Source organism: Variovorax sp. GW821-FHT09D04, from assembly GCF_059416405.1.
The window spans coordinates 199,723-216,042 of the sequence record NZ_JBWKPA010000010.1 but is presented as its reverse complement, the minus strand read 5'-3'; the positions used below and the strand labels follow the sequence as shown (position 1 = coordinate 216,042).

General features: G+C 62.4%; 20 protein-coding genes. 15 read left to right on the top strand and 5 right to left on the bottom strand.

The window, feature by feature from the left end; all coding sequences use genetic code 11:
* The first annotated feature begins 1 nt into the window (after position 1).
* From AC07O4_RS26085 to AC07O4_RS26045, 9 genes are all read left to right on the top strand, one after another.
* Positions 2–934, top strand: a complete 933-nt coding sequence (locus AC07O4_RS26085; RefSeq protein ID WP_495306038.1) for an electron transfer flavoprotein subunit alpha/FixB family protein — start codon at positions 2–4, stop codon at positions 932–934.
* Between the two features lie 12 nt (positions 935–946).
* Positions 947–1,918 (top strand): NAD(P)H-dependent flavin oxidoreductase, encoded by a 972-nt coding sequence (locus AC07O4_RS26080; protein ID WP_495306037.1) that lies wholly within the window; start codon positions 947–949, stop codon positions 1,916–1,918.
* 471 nt (positions 1,919–2,389) lie between these two features.
* A complete protein-coding gene (locus AC07O4_RS26075; RefSeq protein WP_495306036.1) occupies positions 2,390–2,659 on the top strand; it encodes a hypothetical protein in 270 nt (89 codons plus the stop codon).
* Positions 2,660–3,104: 445 nt separating this feature from the next.
* Positions 3,105–3,371, top strand: coding sequence for a hypothetical protein (locus tag AC07O4_RS26070; RefSeq protein ID WP_369644351.1), 267 nt, complete (start codon positions 3,105–3,107; stop codon positions 3,369–3,371).
* Positions 3,372–3,997: 626 nt separating this feature from the next.
* On the top strand, positions 3,998–4,342 hold the full coding sequence (locus tag AC07O4_RS26065; protein ID WP_495306035.1) for a hypothetical protein: 345 nt from the start codon (positions 3,998–4,000) through the stop codon (positions 4,340–4,342).
* A 72-nt stretch (positions 4,343–4,414) separates the two neighbouring features.
* Positions 4,415–4,657: a hypothetical protein gene (locus AC07O4_RS26060; RefSeq protein ID WP_495306034.1), complete on the top strand. Its 243-nt coding sequence runs from the start codon at positions 4,415–4,417 to the stop codon at positions 4,655–4,657.
* Between the two features lie 155 nt (positions 4,658–4,812).
* Positions 4,813–5,340 carry a hypothetical protein gene (locus tag AC07O4_RS26055; protein WP_447741978.1) on the top strand — a complete coding sequence of 176 codons (528 nt, stop codon included), beginning with the start codon at positions 4,813–4,815 and terminating at the stop codon, positions 5,338–5,340.
* A 322-nt stretch (positions 5,341–5,662) separates the two neighbouring features.
* On the top strand, positions 5,663–6,172 hold the full coding sequence (locus AC07O4_RS26050; protein WP_390346778.1) for a DUF1993 domain-containing protein: 510 nt from the start codon (positions 5,663–5,665) through the stop codon (positions 6,170–6,172).
* A 54-nt stretch (positions 6,173–6,226) separates the two neighbouring features.
* On the top strand, positions 6,227–6,400 hold the full coding sequence (locus tag AC07O4_RS26045; RefSeq protein WP_495306033.1) for a hypothetical protein: 174 nt from the start codon (positions 6,227–6,229) through the stop codon (positions 6,398–6,400).
* A 57-nt stretch (positions 6,401–6,457) separates the two neighbouring features.
* Here AC07O4_RS26045 and AC07O4_RS26040 read toward each other — a convergent pair whose 3' ends face one another.
* Positions 6,458–7,021: a metal-independent carbonic anhydrase family protein gene (locus AC07O4_RS26040; RefSeq protein ID WP_139701440.1), complete on the bottom strand. Its 564-nt coding sequence runs from the start codon at positions 7,019–7,021 to the stop codon at positions 6,458–6,460.
* Between the two features lie 257 nt (positions 7,022–7,278).
* Here AC07O4_RS26040 and AC07O4_RS26035 point away from each other — a divergent pair, with 257 nt between their 5' ends.
* Positions 7,279–8,205, top strand: coding sequence for an alpha/beta hydrolase (locus AC07O4_RS26035; RefSeq protein WP_495306032.1), 927 nt, complete (start codon positions 7,279–7,281; stop codon positions 8,203–8,205).
* 268 nt (positions 8,206–8,473) lie between these two features.
* On the opposite strand, the gene AC07O4_RS26030 is transcribed toward AC07O4_RS26035, so the two are convergent.
* Together AC07O4_RS26030 and AC07O4_RS26025 are read right to left on the bottom strand one after the other, a co-directional pair.
* Positions 8,474–8,728 (bottom strand): hypothetical protein, encoded by a 255-nt coding sequence (locus tag AC07O4_RS26030; protein ID WP_495306031.1) that lies wholly within the window; start codon positions 8,726–8,728, stop codon positions 8,474–8,476.
* A gap of 47 nt (positions 8,729–8,775) precedes the next feature.
* Positions 8,776–9,051 carry a glyoxalase superfamily protein gene (locus tag AC07O4_RS26025; RefSeq protein WP_495306030.1) on the bottom strand — a complete coding sequence of 92 codons (276 nt, stop codon included), beginning with the start codon at positions 9,049–9,051 and terminating at the stop codon, positions 8,776–8,778.
* A gap of 378 nt (positions 9,052–9,429) precedes the next feature.
* Here AC07O4_RS26025 and AC07O4_RS26020 point away from each other — a divergent pair, with 378 nt between their 5' ends.
* Positions 9,430–9,801: a hypothetical protein gene (locus AC07O4_RS26020; RefSeq protein ID WP_495264892.1), complete on the top strand. Its 372-nt coding sequence runs from the start codon at positions 9,430–9,432 to the stop codon at positions 9,799–9,801.
* A 281-nt stretch (positions 9,802–10,082) separates the two neighbouring features.
* Here the strand turns inward: AC07O4_RS26020 and AC07O4_RS26015 are convergent, their stop codons facing one another.
* A complete protein-coding gene (locus AC07O4_RS26015) occupies positions 10,083–10,406 on the bottom strand; it encodes a hypothetical protein (protein WP_495264893.1) in 324 nt (107 codons plus the stop codon).
* 291 nt (positions 10,407–10,697) lie between these two features.
* On the opposite strand from AC07O4_RS26015, the gene AC07O4_RS26010 reads away from it, so the two are divergent.
* Positions 10,698–12,164, top strand: coding sequence for an aminotransferase-like domain-containing protein (locus AC07O4_RS26010; RefSeq protein ID WP_495306029.1), 1,467 nt, complete (start codon positions 10,698–10,700; stop codon positions 12,162–12,164).
* Between the two features lie 78 nt (positions 12,165–12,242).
* Here AC07O4_RS26010 and AC07O4_RS26005 read toward each other — a convergent pair whose 3' ends face one another.
* Entirely contained in the window at positions 12,243–12,725 is a 483-nt protein-coding gene (locus AC07O4_RS26005; RefSeq protein WP_062471040.1) for a GreA/GreB family elongation factor, read from the bottom strand.
* 613 nt (positions 12,726–13,338) lie between these two features.
* Here AC07O4_RS26005 and AC07O4_RS26000 point away from each other — a divergent pair.
* From AC07O4_RS26000 to AC07O4_RS25990, 3 genes are read left to right on the top strand one after another with little or no spacing between them, the layout of a single operon-like run.
* Positions 13,339–13,923 (top strand): TRAP transporter small permease, encoded by a 585-nt coding sequence (locus AC07O4_RS26000; RefSeq protein WP_495306028.1) that lies wholly within the window; start codon positions 13,339–13,341, stop codon positions 13,921–13,923.
* Positions 13,920–15,218 carry a TRAP transporter large permease gene (locus AC07O4_RS25995; RefSeq protein ID WP_307635951.1) on the top strand — a complete coding sequence of 433 codons (1,299 nt, stop codon included), beginning with the start codon at positions 13,920–13,922 and terminating at the stop codon, positions 15,216–15,218. The genes AC07O4_RS26000 and AC07O4_RS25995 overlap by 4 nt, the downstream gene beginning before the upstream one ends.
* Positions 15,219–15,258: 40 nt before the next feature.
* Positions 15,259–16,296: a DctP family TRAP transporter solute-binding subunit gene (locus tag AC07O4_RS25990; protein WP_062471046.1), complete on the top strand. Its 1,038-nt coding sequence runs from the start codon at positions 15,259–15,261 to the stop codon at positions 16,294–16,296.
* The last annotated feature ends 24 nt before the right edge of the window (positions 16,297–16,320 follow it).

Sequence of the window (16,320 nt, the reverse complement as noted above, 5' to 3'; positions counted from 1 at the left end):
CATGACCGCACTTGTTATTGCCGAACACGACCACGCCAGCATCAAGCCGGCCACCCTCAACACCGTGACTGCCGCGCTGGCTTGCGGTGGCGACGTCCACATCCTCGTGGCCGGTGCCAACGCCGCCGAAGCCGCCAAGGCCGCCGCGCAGATCGCCGGCGTGTCCAAGGTGATCGCTGCCGACAGCGCATCGCTGGCCGAGAACCTCGCCGAGAACGTCGCCGCGCAAGTGCTCGCGATCGCCGGCAACTACAGCCACATCCTGTTCCCCTCGACCGCCAACGGCAAGAACGTCGCACCGCGCGTGGCCGCCAAGCTCGACGTGGCGCAGATCAGCGACATCACCAAGGTCGACAGCCCGGATACGTTCGAGCGTCCGATCTACGCCGGCAACGCCATCGCCACCGTGCAGAGCACCGATGCCACCAAGGTGATCACCGTGCGCACGACCGGCTTCGACGCCGCAGCCGCCACCGGTGGCAGCGCCACCGTTGAAACGGCTGAAGGCGTCGCAGACAGCGGCAAGTCGACCTTCGTCGGCCGCGAAGTCACGAAGAGCGAACGCCCCGAACTGACGGCAGCCAAGATCATCGTCTCCGGTGGCCGTGCCCTGGGCAGCGCTGAGAAGTTCACCGAAGTGATGGCCCCGCTGGCCGACAAGCTGAACGCAGGCCTGGGCGCAAGCCGCGCAGCCGTGGACGCGGGCTACGCCCCGAACGACTGGCAAGTGGGCCAGACCGGCAAGATCGTCGCGCCGCAGCTGTACATCGCCGCGGGCATCTCGGGCGCCATCCAGCATCTGGCCGGCATGAAGGACTCGAAGGTCATCGTCGCGATCAACAAGGACGAAGAAGCCCCGATCTTCTCGGTGGCCGACTACGGCCTCGTGGCCGACCTGTTCACGGCCGTGCCCGAACTCGTGACCACGCTGTAAGCGGCTGCGACGATGAAGACCCGCATCACCGAACTGCTCGGCATCCGCTACCCCATCATCCAGGGCGGCATGCAATGGGTGGGCCGCGCCGAGCTGGCCGCGGCCGTGTCGAACGCCGGCGGCCTGGGCATTCTCACGGCGCTCACGCAGCCCACGCCCGACGACCTGCGCCAAGAAATCGAGCGCACGCGCACGATGACCGACAAGCCCTTCGGCGTGAACCTCACGATCCTGCCGGCGGTGAAGCCGCCGCCGTATGCCGAGTACGTGCAGGCCATCATCGACAGCGGCGTGAAGATCGTGGAGACCGCGGGCAACAGCCCGAAGGACTTCATCGAGGCCCTGAAGCGCCACGACGTGAAGATCGTCCACAAGTGCACCTCGGTGCGCCACGCGCTCTCGGCCGAGCGCAACGGCGTCAACGCGGTGTCCGTGGACGGCTTCGAATGCGCGGGCCACCCGGGCGAGGACGACGTGCCCGGCCTCGTGCTGCTGCCGGTGGCGGCGCGCAAGCTGCGCATTCCGATCATCGCGTCGGGCGGCATCGCCGACGGCCGCGGCATGGCCGCCGCGCTGGCGCTGGGCGCAGAAGGCATCAACATGGGCACACGCTTCTGCGTGACCCAGGAAGCGCCGATCCACGACAACATCAAGCAGGCACTGGTGGCCGCGACCGAGCGCGACACCAAGCTGATGTTCCGCACGCTGCACAACACGGCGCGCGTGTTCCGCAACGCGATCTCCGAAGAAGTGGTGGCCACCGAACGCCGTCCGGGCGGCTGCGAGTTCGAGGACATCCGCCCGCTGGTCGCCGGCGCACGCGGCCGCGCGGCGCTGGAGTCGGGCGAGGTGCACAACGGCGTGGTCTCGGCCGGCCAGTGCATCGGGCTGATCGACGACATCCCGACCTGCGCCGAGCTGCTGGAACGCATGGTGCGCGAGTGCCGTGAGCATCTGGACCGCGCCCGCAGCTGGATGAACTGAAGTTCTACCGCGCTCCCGCCGACGGGGAGCCTTGCTCCGCGAATGTCCCCCGGGCTTCGGGCTTCCGCCCCTCCTCCTTGGTTTCGCTGCGCAAGGCACCCCATCGACGTGAGCGTTCAGAGCCGCTTCGGACTGGCACGGCACCGGGCCCGCGAGGTTCGTGCGCGGCGCATCGCAGAAGCTGCATTTGTTGGCGCTCGCCGAGACTTCGTGCCGCATGAACCGGCTGCTTCGCCGGGTTCTTCTCTAGAGTGAATGCCCCTGTCACTCGACACCCCACCAAGGGAAGAAGAAAGGCGCCACACCCCCACCCCCTACTGAGATGTTTGAAGGCTGCTTGCCTCGCGGCAGGTCGTCGGTGCGAAAGCAGCGATGCAAATGCGAGGTATCAAAAGGCGACGGCCGAGGTGTTACTAGCACCCCAGCCGTCTAACCAAGTCCGTGCAACTACCTTGGAAGGAACGCACAAAAATGGCTACCAAGACTATAGCCCGGCCAACTACGCCGGTAGCTTCCGAAGACAACGCCCAAGACCCGGCGGATCTTCTCGAAAACACACTCTCTCAACTCGAAGCTCTTCTGTGGGTCTGCCACGGGGAAGAGATCGACTGGTGCTGCGGTGACGGGCCTCGACAACTGGACAACGTGCTTTGGCTTGCGGCTGAACTGGCTCGCAAGGCTGGAGAGCTGTTTCAACTGAGCGAGAAGGCGCGACGCGCAGCGCTTGAGACTGGCGGTTAGCGGCTGGTCTGCGGGCTGCGTGTTTCGCGGCCCGCCCTGGTGAACAGGTTCTTTGGGGTGCGACGGCTGAAGCCCTTGTGATGGAGGGAATTCGGTTCGGTCGAGGCGCTTGTGGTGCAGGCCTCGGTGGCAGCCATGCGCTCCATGCTGATCGTCGGCAGACAATGCGAGCATCCGCTTTGCAGCCATTGCCGACATCCCTCGGCCTTGCGCGAATGGGTACTATCGGCCAAAACCGGACCTTCCGATCTCGGTCAAAATTTCGCTCCAAACCAGCTTGCTTCCGCGTGCAATGAACCCTTGGTTATCGAATCCGGTAGTTCACACCACCATCGGTGACTTGGCCGTCGAGCTCCAGATGCCCTCGGGCGGGCAACCGAGTGAAGCAATGCTTGACTTGGCCTCAAAGCTCGCCGAATACGCGAAACGGCACGCGGAGCACATCTTGGACCTCATCTACGCGCACTACCGGTATGCCGAAGCCAACGAGTGGCTTGAATTCTGGGATGTCCCTGCCGGCTTGACTCGAGCCCAGGTCATGAACGAGGTGGAATCCATTGCCCTAGTGGTGGACGACCAGCTCGTCGCAAGCGTGTATGTCGACCCACGATGGGACCCAGAGCACAAGCTCGACCTGCGCTATGAGGGGACGATTACTGAAGTGAACGGCGAAGCGTTCGACTTGGTCGATGGCACCCTGGTCCTGCGCTGAGCCGCGTGGCCGTAGGTCAGAATGCGGCCAAAAGCCGACCTTCCCCAGAAGCCTTCAGTGCTCAAGGCCGGACCACCGCGTTAGAACAAAAAATGCATGACGTAAAAGCCCTCGTTGCTTCAGTATCAGTACTCGCTGGAGTCGCCGCTCGGTTCAGTTCGGCAGCCTTGTGCCCTTTGGTTCAAGGCTTCGCACTCCTGCCGTTGACCGACTCTGTCGCGCACGAAATCGCCGGCGCTCACACATCTCCCGATCCCGAACAGCCACTTGTAGCTGACATGGCGCCTGGCGTAGCCTTGCTCGCAAAGGAGCTGTCCTTGGCAGGCCCTGTCGCTTACATATCAACTGAGTACTTCGGCGGAACTGGAGGGCAAGACGCGGTCGTTTGGGATGGCGCCCGTATAGCCCTTCAGCTCAGTGATGGCGAAGACGACAGCATTGCGTGGCCGAACAGCCCGGTTAGCCAGGCGCTCCGCACAATAGGTGTAAGGGCTGCTGCAGGCAAGGACGAGTTCGACACGGTAGGCCTAGGCACGCACCGGAGCACCAGCGGGTGGGCCGCTGCGCATGCGCCAGACTAGAAGCCTGAGATCGGCCACGACCGGACATTCGCGCGAAGCCTTCAAATGAGCACACCATCACATGCACCCGTTGATATGCCGTTCACCGTCGCGGCAGCCGTTCAGATGCTACGTTGGGGTGCGCTGTCCGCAGGCTCACCATATTCGCACGAGAAAATTGCGGAGTGGTGTGACCAATTCTGGTGTCAGTACCTGGAGGTGGATGCTCCCCCCGACGTCGAGCGGCTACTCCCCATCCTCACTGCTGTGGACACCCAGTGGGACCTATTTCTTACCAACACGTACTCGTTCCAGGAACTTCGCACTGGCTCGTTTGAGCAGGTGCGCATGCCGGTCGAATGGTTTGAGCAATGGCTTTGCGCTGCGACTGACGGGAATCTAGCCGGCTGATCGGCTGTAGGCGGCTACAGTCGGCCAAAACCAGTCATTCGACGAGACCCTCAACGCGAATACCTTCTGACGATGGCAATCATTGAAATCACCGGATGGCGACCTGGTTTTCTGAAGGTCTCCTGCACAACGACCTTGCGAGCTGCAACCGGCGTGGGATTGGCGAAAGCCAAGGCCATTACCGACGGAGTGCTCCGCGATGAACGTCAGCGAGTCGAGGTTCCTGACGCGGAAGCACATCAGCTCGTGCTCTCTCTTCGAGAATTGGGGGCATCAGCAGAGGTTATCGATGGAACCGGCGCCCCGACATCCTAGAAACCGCCATGCCCGTGTTCGGTCAGGAGCCGACTTCCATCGAGTCTTCACACTGACTTCGCACAACCTCAGCGCTCCGCCGCTAACGTAGGCATAGAACGCAGCTCTTCCGATTCCGAATGCCCCTAAACACGCTCAAGTCGACCGCGAGAAGGTTGACCATCTGCGTCGGCACCATTGCGATGCTGGGTGCCTGCGCATACTTTGTTGCTGGTCTTGCGCGGGAAAGGCACAGACTCGGCTTTGTTCCCACGGGGCTGGGTGTGACTGGGGTTCGATATGCGAAGGAGGACTCCTGGGGCTTCGGTCCGGGAGGCAATGAGACAGGTGTCATCGCATATGCCCTGCCAGTCCCCACCGCAACAGCCATTCAGAATCAAGGAATTCGCTATCTGCAGGACTTGCCGCCGGAGACGCTCGCCAACGGACTTGGCAGAGCTCACTCTTGGCAAACGACCCCTGCCCAGTTGGAAGGCTCCGACGCTCACGCCAACAGCGTCTTTTCGTTTGACGTAGCGGACTATTTGAATCGCTATGGTTTTGGCATTGACATCGACCCAACGGTCAGACAGCAAATCAACGATGCACTCGCCAATGACGGGAGCTTCCTCTCGCACGAGCGCACCGGAATATTGATAGTTGCTCCAAGCCTGCAGAAGGTCTTCTACATCTACAACGGTTAGGCGCTGGGCGCCCAGGGGTTCTGAACGTCTGCTTTCTCGCCCGGGCAACGGCCGCTTAGGGCCCGATGCGGTCCTTCGATGCGAGAGGTCGACCGACGGCTTTGCAGCGATCGCGGTCTGTCGTGCGTCTGCAATTGACGTCCGCTTCTTGCCAGTGAGCTGCCCTTCAACGCGGCGGCTCCGACCACCAGCGGGAAGAAAAGCTGGCCACAAAAGCCGGGGCGATTCAGTTCGCCCTGTGCTGTTAGCCTTGCATGGTCGGCAGGGCCTCTGCCACGCCAACTCCGGCCATCGTGCCCAAAATTTTAGAAGTGAACTCACCATGACCAGCCCGCTGTACAACGCCTCCGTTCCCGTCATGCAGCAGATGCTGCGCGCCCTGTCCGACGTGCTCAAGAAGGCCGAAGACCAGGCGACGCAGAAAAATATCGATCCCAATGCGCTGCTGCAGGCGCGGCTGTTCCCTGACATGTTTCCGCTGGTACGTCAGGTACAGATCGCCGCAGACTTCTCCAAGGGCATTGCCTCCCGCCTGGCAGGCGCCGAGGTGCCGTCCTGGCCCGACACTGAGGTCAGCTTCGCCGACCTGCAAGCGTTGATCGCCAAAGCTCTGGCCCATATCGGCTCCTTCAAGCCTGAGCAATTCGATTCAAGCGAGAGCCGCGAGATCGTGTTGCGCCCCGGCACCCCCAAGGAAAAGAAGCTGACCGCAGGCGCATACCTTCTGCACTATGGACTGCCGCAGTTTTTCTTCCACGTGACCACCACCTATGCCATCTTGCGCCACAACGGTATGGAGATCGGCAAGCGCGACTACATGGGTGCCTACTGACCCAAGACAGACAGGCGTTCAGTCACTCCGGCCACTGCCGCTCGAAGTGCAAGCGTGCACGGCAACCCCAATGTGTTGACGCGCGACATCGGCACCTCATCGCTGGCGCAGGGTTGCGCGGGGCAACTCACTACGGTGCAGGTCGAGCGCTACGACGGCGTGCTGCCACCGATTCGCGCCTTTGAGCCACCAATGACGCTCCTCCGAGGGGCCTTCATCACCAGATGAAGGCCCCTTGAAGGCGCCGCCCTAGAGCCTGGGCCTGTCGGCACTCGAACGCGGTGTTCAACGGCCAGCGTACGGCAGCGACGAGTGATGCACGACGATGCGCAGCTTGCCGGCACCGTCCTTCACGAAAGTCCAGGTCTTGTCGACCGTGGTGACCTTGCCGTCCGGGTCAGTGAACAGCACGTTACCCAGCGTGCTGGCCACGTCGCCGTGGATGAGCACGGCACTGTTGGCAATCTCGCATTTGGTCCAGCCCTTCAGGGCGAAGCCGGTGTCGTTGGGAAAGGCAGGGTTGCCGCCCACGAAGTACGCCAGCGCGCCGTCGCGAGCGGTGCGGAAGGTCTGCGGCGATGTCGTGAGCGTCGGCTTGAACAGCACTGCGCCCAGCTGGTAGGCGTAGGCGCTGTCGATGACCTTCTCGGCCAGCGCCCTGGCGGCCGGCTGCCCTCCGCTGGAATTCGCAGCGCTGATGTCGACCAGCGCCTTGCACCAGGCCTGCTGGGCCCCCAGGACTTCCGCTTCCGTGATGCTCCGGTCGACGACTTTCTCCTTGGCGGCGGCCGGCAAGATTGCCCCGGCGATCAGGAGGCTGGCGATGGCGCTGGGAATGAATTTTTTCATTTGGGTCTCCAATTGAAGTAGTTGGATACCGGAGCGGCCGGGTGGGTCGAGCCGAGACCCAAAGTGCATCAATACGACATGCACAAGGCATGATGCGCCGGCTGATTTGCTCTGAGTAAAAGATGCAAATGAAATGAATGGTTGTGCATTTGCGAGATAGCCAGGCGTGCAGGCCTGTCTCGTGGGACAGGTGTCGAACGAAAGCCATCCTCTCGGTCTGCACCAGAATTTCCCCCGATCTGCGAAGACCTCATCACATGCAACAACGTTTTCTGAATGCCTTGCTGGTTGCCCTCATCGCCAGCTTCGGCCTCTCTGGCGATCCGGCACGCGCCCAGGCCCAAACGACGCCCAAGGTGCAGCCCGGCGAGGGGCGGCCTTACGAGATTGTCGACAGCGAGGTATGGGACGTGCCCGATCCGGTTTCAGGCCGAGGCTACCAAGTCTTCATTGCTTTGCCGCCGTCCTATGCGAAGCAGCCGCGGCAGCGCTACCCCGTGCTGTATGTGACTGACGCCGACTACGCTTTCCCGATCGTCCGGCAGTTGGGGCGCCGCCTGAACGTTGAAGGGCCTCAGATCGAGGAATTCATCCTCGTCGGCCTGTCTTACGCAAAGGGCGAGGACGGGGCGGTCAGCCGCCAGCGCGACTACACACCGACACCGAACGGCCCAAGCACCGCGCCTGCCAATGCGGTCCACGGTCAGGCGCGCGCCTATCAAGAATATCTGCGCAACCAGGTAAAGCCGTTCATCGCCGCTCGCTACCGGGCCGACCCGGCCAGAGCAATCTTTCTCGGTCACTCCTACGGCGCCCTGCTTGGGATGCAGATCCTTTTCACCGAGCCCGGCTTGTTCAACGGCTATATCCTCGGCAGCCCATCTCTCTGGTACGACAAGCGACATGCCTTGAAGCTCGAAGCGAGCTACGCCAAACAGAATCGGGACCTGACGGCGAATGTCTATCTTTATGTCGGCGCCTATGAGGCGCTGCGCAAAGGTGTTCGGCGCTACAACCAGACGGTAGACATGGTTGCCGACAACCAGGTGCTGGAGACGGTGCTACAGAGCAGAAAGTACCCAAGCTTGAAGCTGAAGTCAGCAGTCCTGAACGACGAGGACCATCTCACCGTCGCGCCGCGTGGCTTTACGCAGGGCATGAAGTATCTGCTCTCGGCGCACTGACAAATCACAGCGAACGGACAAGTCGTCAACTCTTTGTGAGTGCGTATGCAAGAAGGAGTGAAACTGCAGCCTCACACCATCTTTCTGTGAATCAGCGGAAGCCCGGCTTCGGACAGAAGCAGTCATTCGGCGTCGCCACCTCGACCCTTCGAGGTCCGCGGGCCATCTTCAAGCCGGAATCTCGCGCTCCAGTCGGCATAGGAAAGATCGCGCCACTTTTACACCTCGGCAACGCGCACGCAGGTCGCCAAGCGCGTAGACGACGCATTCATCGCTCAGGGCCTCTTGCACTGATCAGATCGCGCACGGCAATGGCCATCACCAAAAGCGCCAAGCCGGCGGCGGTCAGGGTTGCCGCCGCGTAGAAGCTGATCAGGGCCCAGTAAAGGACAGGCTGCTCGACGGCAAGGATGTCAGGTCCTTTGCGGTTGTTGAGCACCCCGGTGCGCACGCTTTCCACCACTTCGATCGCTCCAACAAGGCACCCCCAGCCGATCAAGGTCGCGACGGCGAGGGCTGCCATCGACTGTAGCCACGGCCGTCGGCGGTTCGGGGCATTCGGACGGCCCGTCACGTGCTCACTGCGTTGGCAAACGTCAACCGATTCCCGAAGGAATGCCGAACTGTCACCTCACGCGTGCCCCACCCCGTGTCCTCGATGCCAGGACACGCGTGGCCGTACTGCTTGGCTGCCATCCCGGCATGAAAGCCATCGATTCCGTTGTATGCAATGCGCAGGACTGCACCGCGGCAGGTGCCGCTGTGTTCGGCCAAGTGCTGCACACGGCCTTCGCGCGAAACCTGGAGGTACGGTGGCGGCATAGGCCCAAAGCGATGTTGCTCCACAAGCGTTGTTTCCTTTTAGTTAATCTCACGTGCGCGAACTCATCAGACGCACGTTGTGCGTCTCCGGATTATCGAAGGGCCCATATTCACAATGAAATACACGAATCGACACTGGGCCCCAGCCGAAATCCGTAGGATTTTTTGATGGAGGGACGAGGATTCACACATCCTAAATGGGCCTTTTCCATTGCCTCGGGGGGTGTGTCAATCCATTCCAGCTCCAGCTTTCATGATCGCGCGAAATTGTCGAGAGCAGCGCCCTTTGCGATAGCAAGGCGACCGGCCACAGTCGGCCAAGAGCGGAAGTTCGTCGGCGCCTCTCAGCTTTCCAGACGGGGCGCGCCTGCTTCCCGCCGCCTTCAATACAGTGAACCGAAAATGACGCCTGAAGAAAGCCAAGCCAATCAGTCGATTCTCGACGGCGTGGAAGCCGTCGGTGGCGGCTACGTGTGGGACGCGGAGGTCTTTGCGGTCACTCTTATGGATGTATCTTTGGCGGACGATAAGGTCATTCCGCTTTGCGGTCTGCGAGGCATCCAGCAAATTGCGCTCGACGCCTCGCGGCTCTCCATAGCGACCATCGCGGCATTGGCAGGCATCACCGGGTTGCAGTCACTTGTGCTCGCGCGACGCACCTTCACCGAGGGTCAGCGGAACGAGCTCAGTCGATTGGGGCCTCAGATTGTTGAGGTCGATGACCAGGGCTCGTTGCGGCCACAAGCAGCCACTCGGCGGGCTCATCGAATATGAAAATCGAAGATGGCCAGATCGAGTTCCGGCGCCGCCTCAAGGCTGCTGGCAAGAAGGTAACCGGCCTGATGCCCGGCACCAACGCAGGTTGGCGCAGGAGCAGAGACGATGCAGCCGGGCGATCACTTGACATGAATTCTGGGCGAGAACTTTGCCATCGGCGAGCTCGCCTTGCACGTCGGCATGCCAGCCAAATACCGCGCCATCGTGTCGATGTCCGTCTCTGAAAGGGTCGTGCCGTTAGTCGCACCGTATCCGGGCTATCGACCGAAAACTTCCAATCACTGCATGGCCAGGTCCAGACCCATCCAATTGCAAAATTCAAAGGTGAGGAAGAGCACGAGGAACGCAGAAGCGACGAACGCCCCGCCCACCTTGATGGATGTCAGTACCACTGCAGCTGTCTTCTGATTCTTGTCCTTCTGCCCCCGTTCGTAATGCCACTTGACGGCTAAATACATGCCCACGCTGAGCACGAGAACCTTGAAAATAACAAAAGAGATAGGGATTGAATTCATGATTGAAGGGATATCAATGGTGAAAGACGGCGAAGTGCCCGAGTGCGGCGAGTAGCTCAATAGACCGATGAAGAAACGGAAATTCAATCAATCAATCAATCTAACGAAACGGTTGCGGTGAGCTAAATGGGCGTCCGCAAGGCGCGTCGAAAGGCACGCAAGACATGGGTCGAAAGGCGGAGCAGTCTGCCTGCACCACAGAAGCACTCTCATCGTGCTGTCGAGTGTTCATCTTCCAGGCTGATACGTACAGAACCAGATCAACTGAAAATCTTCGTATCAGATGCAAGGAGGCCGGTAGTCGCGCCGGGGCGGGTCGACGTCTGATATGACAATCTCTGAAGCGGTCCAGAACGACCGTATCAGAAAGAGATGCCCATGAACCGCTACGAGAAGCTTGCCGACAACATCGCTCAGCGTATTCGCGCGGGTAGCCTGAAGGCGAACGATCGCCTTCCCTCCGTGCGCGAACTGAAGTCGCAAATGGGCATCAGTGCGTCCACCGTGTTCTCTGCTTACTACCTGCTGGAGGCGCAAGGGCTTGTCGAAGCTCGGCAGCGGTCGGGATACTTCGTTCGAGCGGGCGCGGAAATGCCGGCCAACGAACTCGCCGCCAGCGAGCCTGTCCTGCGGTCCATGTCGGTCGACGTCTCGTCGCTTGTCTTTCAGGTCCTTGCACAGGCTCGCGAGCGCGATATGGTCCCGCTCGGCTCGGCCTTTCCGTCGCCAGAACTGTTTCCCTTCGAACAACTTGCCGCCGGCCTGACGCGAGCGCTCAAGCGGATGGATCCTTGGCAGACCGTCGAAGATTTGTCACCAGGAAACGCCCAATTGCGCCATCAGATCTCCCTCCGCTACGGCAGCGTCGGGATGGATGTTCCGGCGTCTGAACTGGTCATCACCAGCGGGGCGATGGAAGCACTCAATCTTGCGCTCGAATCGGTGACGCAGCCAGGCGACGTCGTGGCGATCGAAACGCCAACCTTTTACGGTGCGTTGCAGGCACTGGAGCGGCGCGGTCTTCGCGCGGTCGAGGTTGAGACCCACCCGCGTACAGGCGTAGATCTCGACTCTCTTGCTCGCGTGATCGACCAGCATCCGGTGAAGGCCTGCTGGTTCATGCCGACCTTCCAGAATCCAATGGGCTGCACCATGAGCGACGCAGCCAAAGAGCAACTGGTCAGCATGCTCACCGCCCGCGCCATACCGCTGATCGAAGACGACGTGTACGGCGAGCTCGCGCATGGGGCTCGGAGACCGCCACCAGCCAAGGCCTGGGACCGGGATGGCTGGGTGCTGCACTGCAGTTCTTTCTCGAAATCCCTGGCACCCGGATATCGCATCGGTTGGGTAGCGGGCGGTCGCTTTGCAGCCACTTTGGGTCGCAACAAGTTGATGAGCTCGCTGGCGACGGCACTCCCCTCGCAACTGGCGTTGCAGGAGTACCTGCAACACAAGAGTTTCGATCGTCACCTGCGCGCCCTGCGGCATTCGCTCAGCCGCCAGCAGGCTGCATGCTTGCGATTTATCGATCGATACTTTCCAACTGGAACGCGGGTCACGCGCCCCGAGGGTGGCTATTTCCTGTGGCTCGCGCTGCCAGAAGGTATCGACTCGCTCGCACTGCACCAGGACGCTCTTCGGCTCGGCATAGGCGTAGCGCCGGGCCATTTGTTTTCAGCCGACCGCCGATACACCCGGCACCTGCGCATCAACTACGGGTATCTCGGCGACCCGCGCTTGGAAGGGGCTATCAGGAGTCTTGGAGATCTCGCCAACGCGCAGCTGAAATCTACAACTGGGAAATCGGAGCCCATCTTCGAACAACGTTCGTCGAGACCCTAGTTTGCGTCCATGCAGGTCGAGGCCGCCGCCTTCGACTGACTCTCAACGTCACGCGTGCCGCTTCTGTCCAGTCGCGGCTTAAAGAACCCGCAGCACCTCAAACTGCTGTCGGATTGGCGCGACCTGTATCGACACCTCATCACCCTCGCATTTGCCCAGCATTGCCCTACCCAAAGGGGCTTCGCTGCTGATGACCTGAACAAGCTGAGTGCCGCTGACCAACGTCATGCTGCCCCCATCCGGGCCGAGAAAGAGCTGTTGCTGCTTGTCGTCGGAATCGACCAGGCAGACCAGCGCGCCGAGCCGTATTCCTATGCTGGCGTCGTAGGGACGCGGGCGGAATTGGCGCCAATTGGCCATCGCCTGGCGTATGGCTTCGGCGCGCCGAGCTTGGCCGGTGGCCAGGTAGGCGGCTTCGAGTCCCAATGTGTCGTATTTGTTTTCGGCGATGTTCTCTTCGTGCGTCGCCGTTTCATGGGCTGCCCGCACTGCCTGTTCGGCTTGCAGCAGATCTTCGGCGAGCCGTTCCAGCACCTGCTGTTGCAGCAAGAATTTATCCATGACGAAAGGTCGATATCTCGAACAAGCGGGGGCAAGTTTTGATTATGAGGGGCTCCAGAAGCCTTCGAGGGTTCTGTTGGCGGCAGGTTAACTTCAGCAATGGGCCTGAAGGCGACGGTCAGACGTCGTGACTGAAAGACAGCTCGCAGTCTGACGCGAACATTGAACGCAGTCATGCCAATGTCGACCACGACCGACACCAGTCCTTCGGACTTCTGCTTGTCCCTCGTCCGTCTCTGGCGAAAGCTCAGCAGTACGCCCCCGCACATCCATCCGCCATCCACCATAGCGGTCGAACCGCCAACGCCACAGCCGCACCCATCGTGCGCAGGGCATCGGGTGCTCCCCGCAGCGAAATCAAGGAGGAGGCCGCAGGCCGGGGGACATTCGCGGAGGGGAGTACCCGGTGACCTGTGCACGCGCCCCCGACAACAGCGCCCCGAACAAAGGCCGCGAAGAGGCAGTCAACCAGCCGCCACAGCTAAGGAAACCCCCGATATATGAATGGTCATTGACCCCCTAGCATCGAGCGCTGCTCGCCTGTCAAGGTGTACGGATCGCGTCCCGGCGTCCGCCCGGTGACCTGGCGCCTGCCTCAGCTGCCCTTTCTGCGATGACAACTCCTCCCGAGTCCGGCCCCACGCTGGACGCCGCCAGTCCCCTCCCCCCCGACATCGAAGCCGCCGACGAACCCACCAAGGTTCCCCTCGCCATCGAAGACTGGCTCACGGTCCTCATCATGGGCGCGCTGGCGCTCATCACGTTTGCCAACGTCATCGTGCGCTACTTCACCGACTCGTCGTTCGCGTGGACGGAAGAGTTCTCGGTGTTCCTCATGATCATGCTGGCGCTGGTGGCCGGCTCGGCCGCGGTGGCGCGCGACCGGCACATCCGCATCGAGTACTTCTCGGAAAGCGGCTCCATGGCGCGGCGCAAGCGCCTGGCCCAATTCGGCGCGCTGATGATCGCCATCCTGTTCGCGCTGATCGGCGCGCTCAGCATCCGCATGGTGTGGGACGACTACCGCTTCGAGGAAACCACGCCCGGCATCGGCCTGCCCGCCTGGTGGTATTCGATCTGGCTGCCCATCGTGTCGTTCGCGATCGCGGGGCGTGCCATCGGCCTGATGATCCGCCGTGGCCGCAAGACGAACTACAAGTCTGACGACAACAACAGCAAGAAGGGCGACGCCAAGTGATCGCCACCCTGCTCTTCGTCGCCTTCGTGCTCATGATGCTGGTGGGCGTGCCCATCGGCGCCGCGCTCGGCCTGGCGGGCGCGGCCTGCATCGCGCTGGCCAACGCCGACGCCCAGTGGTTCGGCCTGCTGGCCGTGCCGCAGAACTTCTACGCCGGCCTGGGCAAGTACCCACTGCTGGCCATTCCGATGTTCGTGCTGGTCGGCTCCATCTTCGACCGCTCGGGCGTGGCGCTGAGGCTGGTCAACTTCGCCATCGCCATCGTGGGCCGCGGCCCCGGCATGCTGCCGCTGGTGGCGATTGCGGTGGCGATGTTCCTGGGCGGCATCTCGGGATCGGGCCCGGCCAACGCCGCCGCCGTGGGCGCGGTGATGATCGCGGCCATGAGCCGCGCCGGCTATCCGGCCGCCTACTCGGCCAGCGTGGTGGGCGCCGCGGCGGCCACCGACATCCTGATTCCGCCCTCGGTCGCGTTCATCGTGTACTCGGTGCTGGTGCCCGGCGCCTCGGTGCCGGCGCTGTTCGCGGCCGGCATGATCCCCGGCGTGATGGCCGGCCTGGCGCTGATGATTCCGGCCGTGTGGCTGGCGCGCAAGCACAAGATGGGCGCGCTCGAATCGACGCTGCCGCGCCCGCCGTTCTGGAAGAGTTTTCGCGAAGCGATCTGGGGCCTGGCGGCGCCGGTGCTCATCCTGGGCGGCATGCGCGCGGGCTGGTTCACGCCGACCGAGGCGGCCGTGGTCGCCGTGTTCTACGGCCTGTTCGTGGGCATGTGCATCCACCGGACGATCAAGGTGCGCGACCTGTTCGTGATCTTGCGCGAGTCGGGCGAGCTGTCGGCGGTGATCCTGCTGGTGGTGTCGCTGGCGGGGATCTTCGCGTACTCGCTCTCGACGCTGGGCGTCATCGATCCGGTCACGCGCGCCATCGTGAATTCGGGGCTGGGCGAGTACGGCATCCTGGCATTGCTGATCCTGCTGCTGATCACGGTGGGCATGTTCCTGGACGGCGTGTCGATCTTCCTGATCTTCGTGCCGCTGCTGCTGCCCATCGTGCAGCACTACAAGTGGGACCCGGTGTGGTTCGGCGTGATCCTCACGCTGAAGGTGGCGCTGGGCCAGTTCACGCCGCCGCTGGCGGTCAACCTCATGGTCTCGTGCCGCATCGCCAAGGTGCGCATGGAAGAAACCGTGCAGTGGGTGGGCTGGATGCTGTTCTCGATGTTCGTGGTGATGGTGCTGGTGATCGCCTTCCCCGAACTCGCGCTCTGGCTGCCGCGCAAGCTGGGCTACTGATTTTTTCGATCCATCGACAGACCAAGAGGAGACCTCTCTCATGAAATTCCGCCGCACCCTGCTGGGCCTTGCCGCCGTCGCCGCCACGCTCGGCCTGTTCTCGACCGGCGCGATGGCGCAGGCCACCTACAAGCCCGAGTACAAGATGTCGCTGGTGCTGGGCCCGCCCACGCCGTGGGGCCAGGCCGGCAAGATCTGGGCCGACCTCGTGAAGGAACGCACCCAGGGCCGCATCAACATCAAGCTGTACCCGGGCGTGTCGCTGATCCAGGGCGACCAGACGCGCGAGTTCAGCGCGCTGCGCCAGGGCGTGATCGACATGGCCGTGGGCTCGACCATCAACTGGTCGCCGCAAGTGAAGCAGCTCAACCTGTTCTCCATGCCCTTCCTGATGCCCGACTACGCGGCCATCGACGCGCTCACGCAGGGCGAGGTGGGCAAGGACATGTTCAAGACGCTCGACAAGGCCGGCGTGGTGCCGCTCGCCTGGGGCGAGAACGGCTTCCGCGAAATCACCAACTCGAAGAAGCCCATCAAGTCGCCGGCCGACATCAAGGGCATGAAGATCCGCGTGGTGGGCTCGCCCATCTACTCCGACATGCTCACCGCGCTGGGCGCCAACCCCACGCAGATGAGCTGGGCCGACGCGCAGCCCGCGCTCGCCAGCGGCGCGGTCGACGGCCAGGAGAACCCGCTGTTCCTGTTCACCGTGCTCAAGATGCACACGGTGGGCCAGAAGTTCGTCACCACCTGGGGCTACGTGGCCGACCCGCTGGTGTTCGTCGTGAACAAGGAAATCTGGGCCTCGTGGACGCCAGCCGACCAGGCCATCGTGCGCCAGGCCGCGCTCGACGCCGGCAAGCAGGAAATCGCCATCGCGCGCAAGGGCCTGGTCGAGGCCGACAAGCCCGTGCTGAAGGACATCGCGGCCATGGGCGTGACGGTGACCAACCTCACGCCGGCCGAGCGCGACGCCTTCGTGAAGGCCACGCGCCCGGTGTACGACAAGTGGAAGTCGACCGTCGGCGTCGACCTGGTGGCCAAGGCCGAGAAGGCCATCGCCGCGCGCGCGAAGTAAGCCGCGCGTTGCCGTCGGTGGATC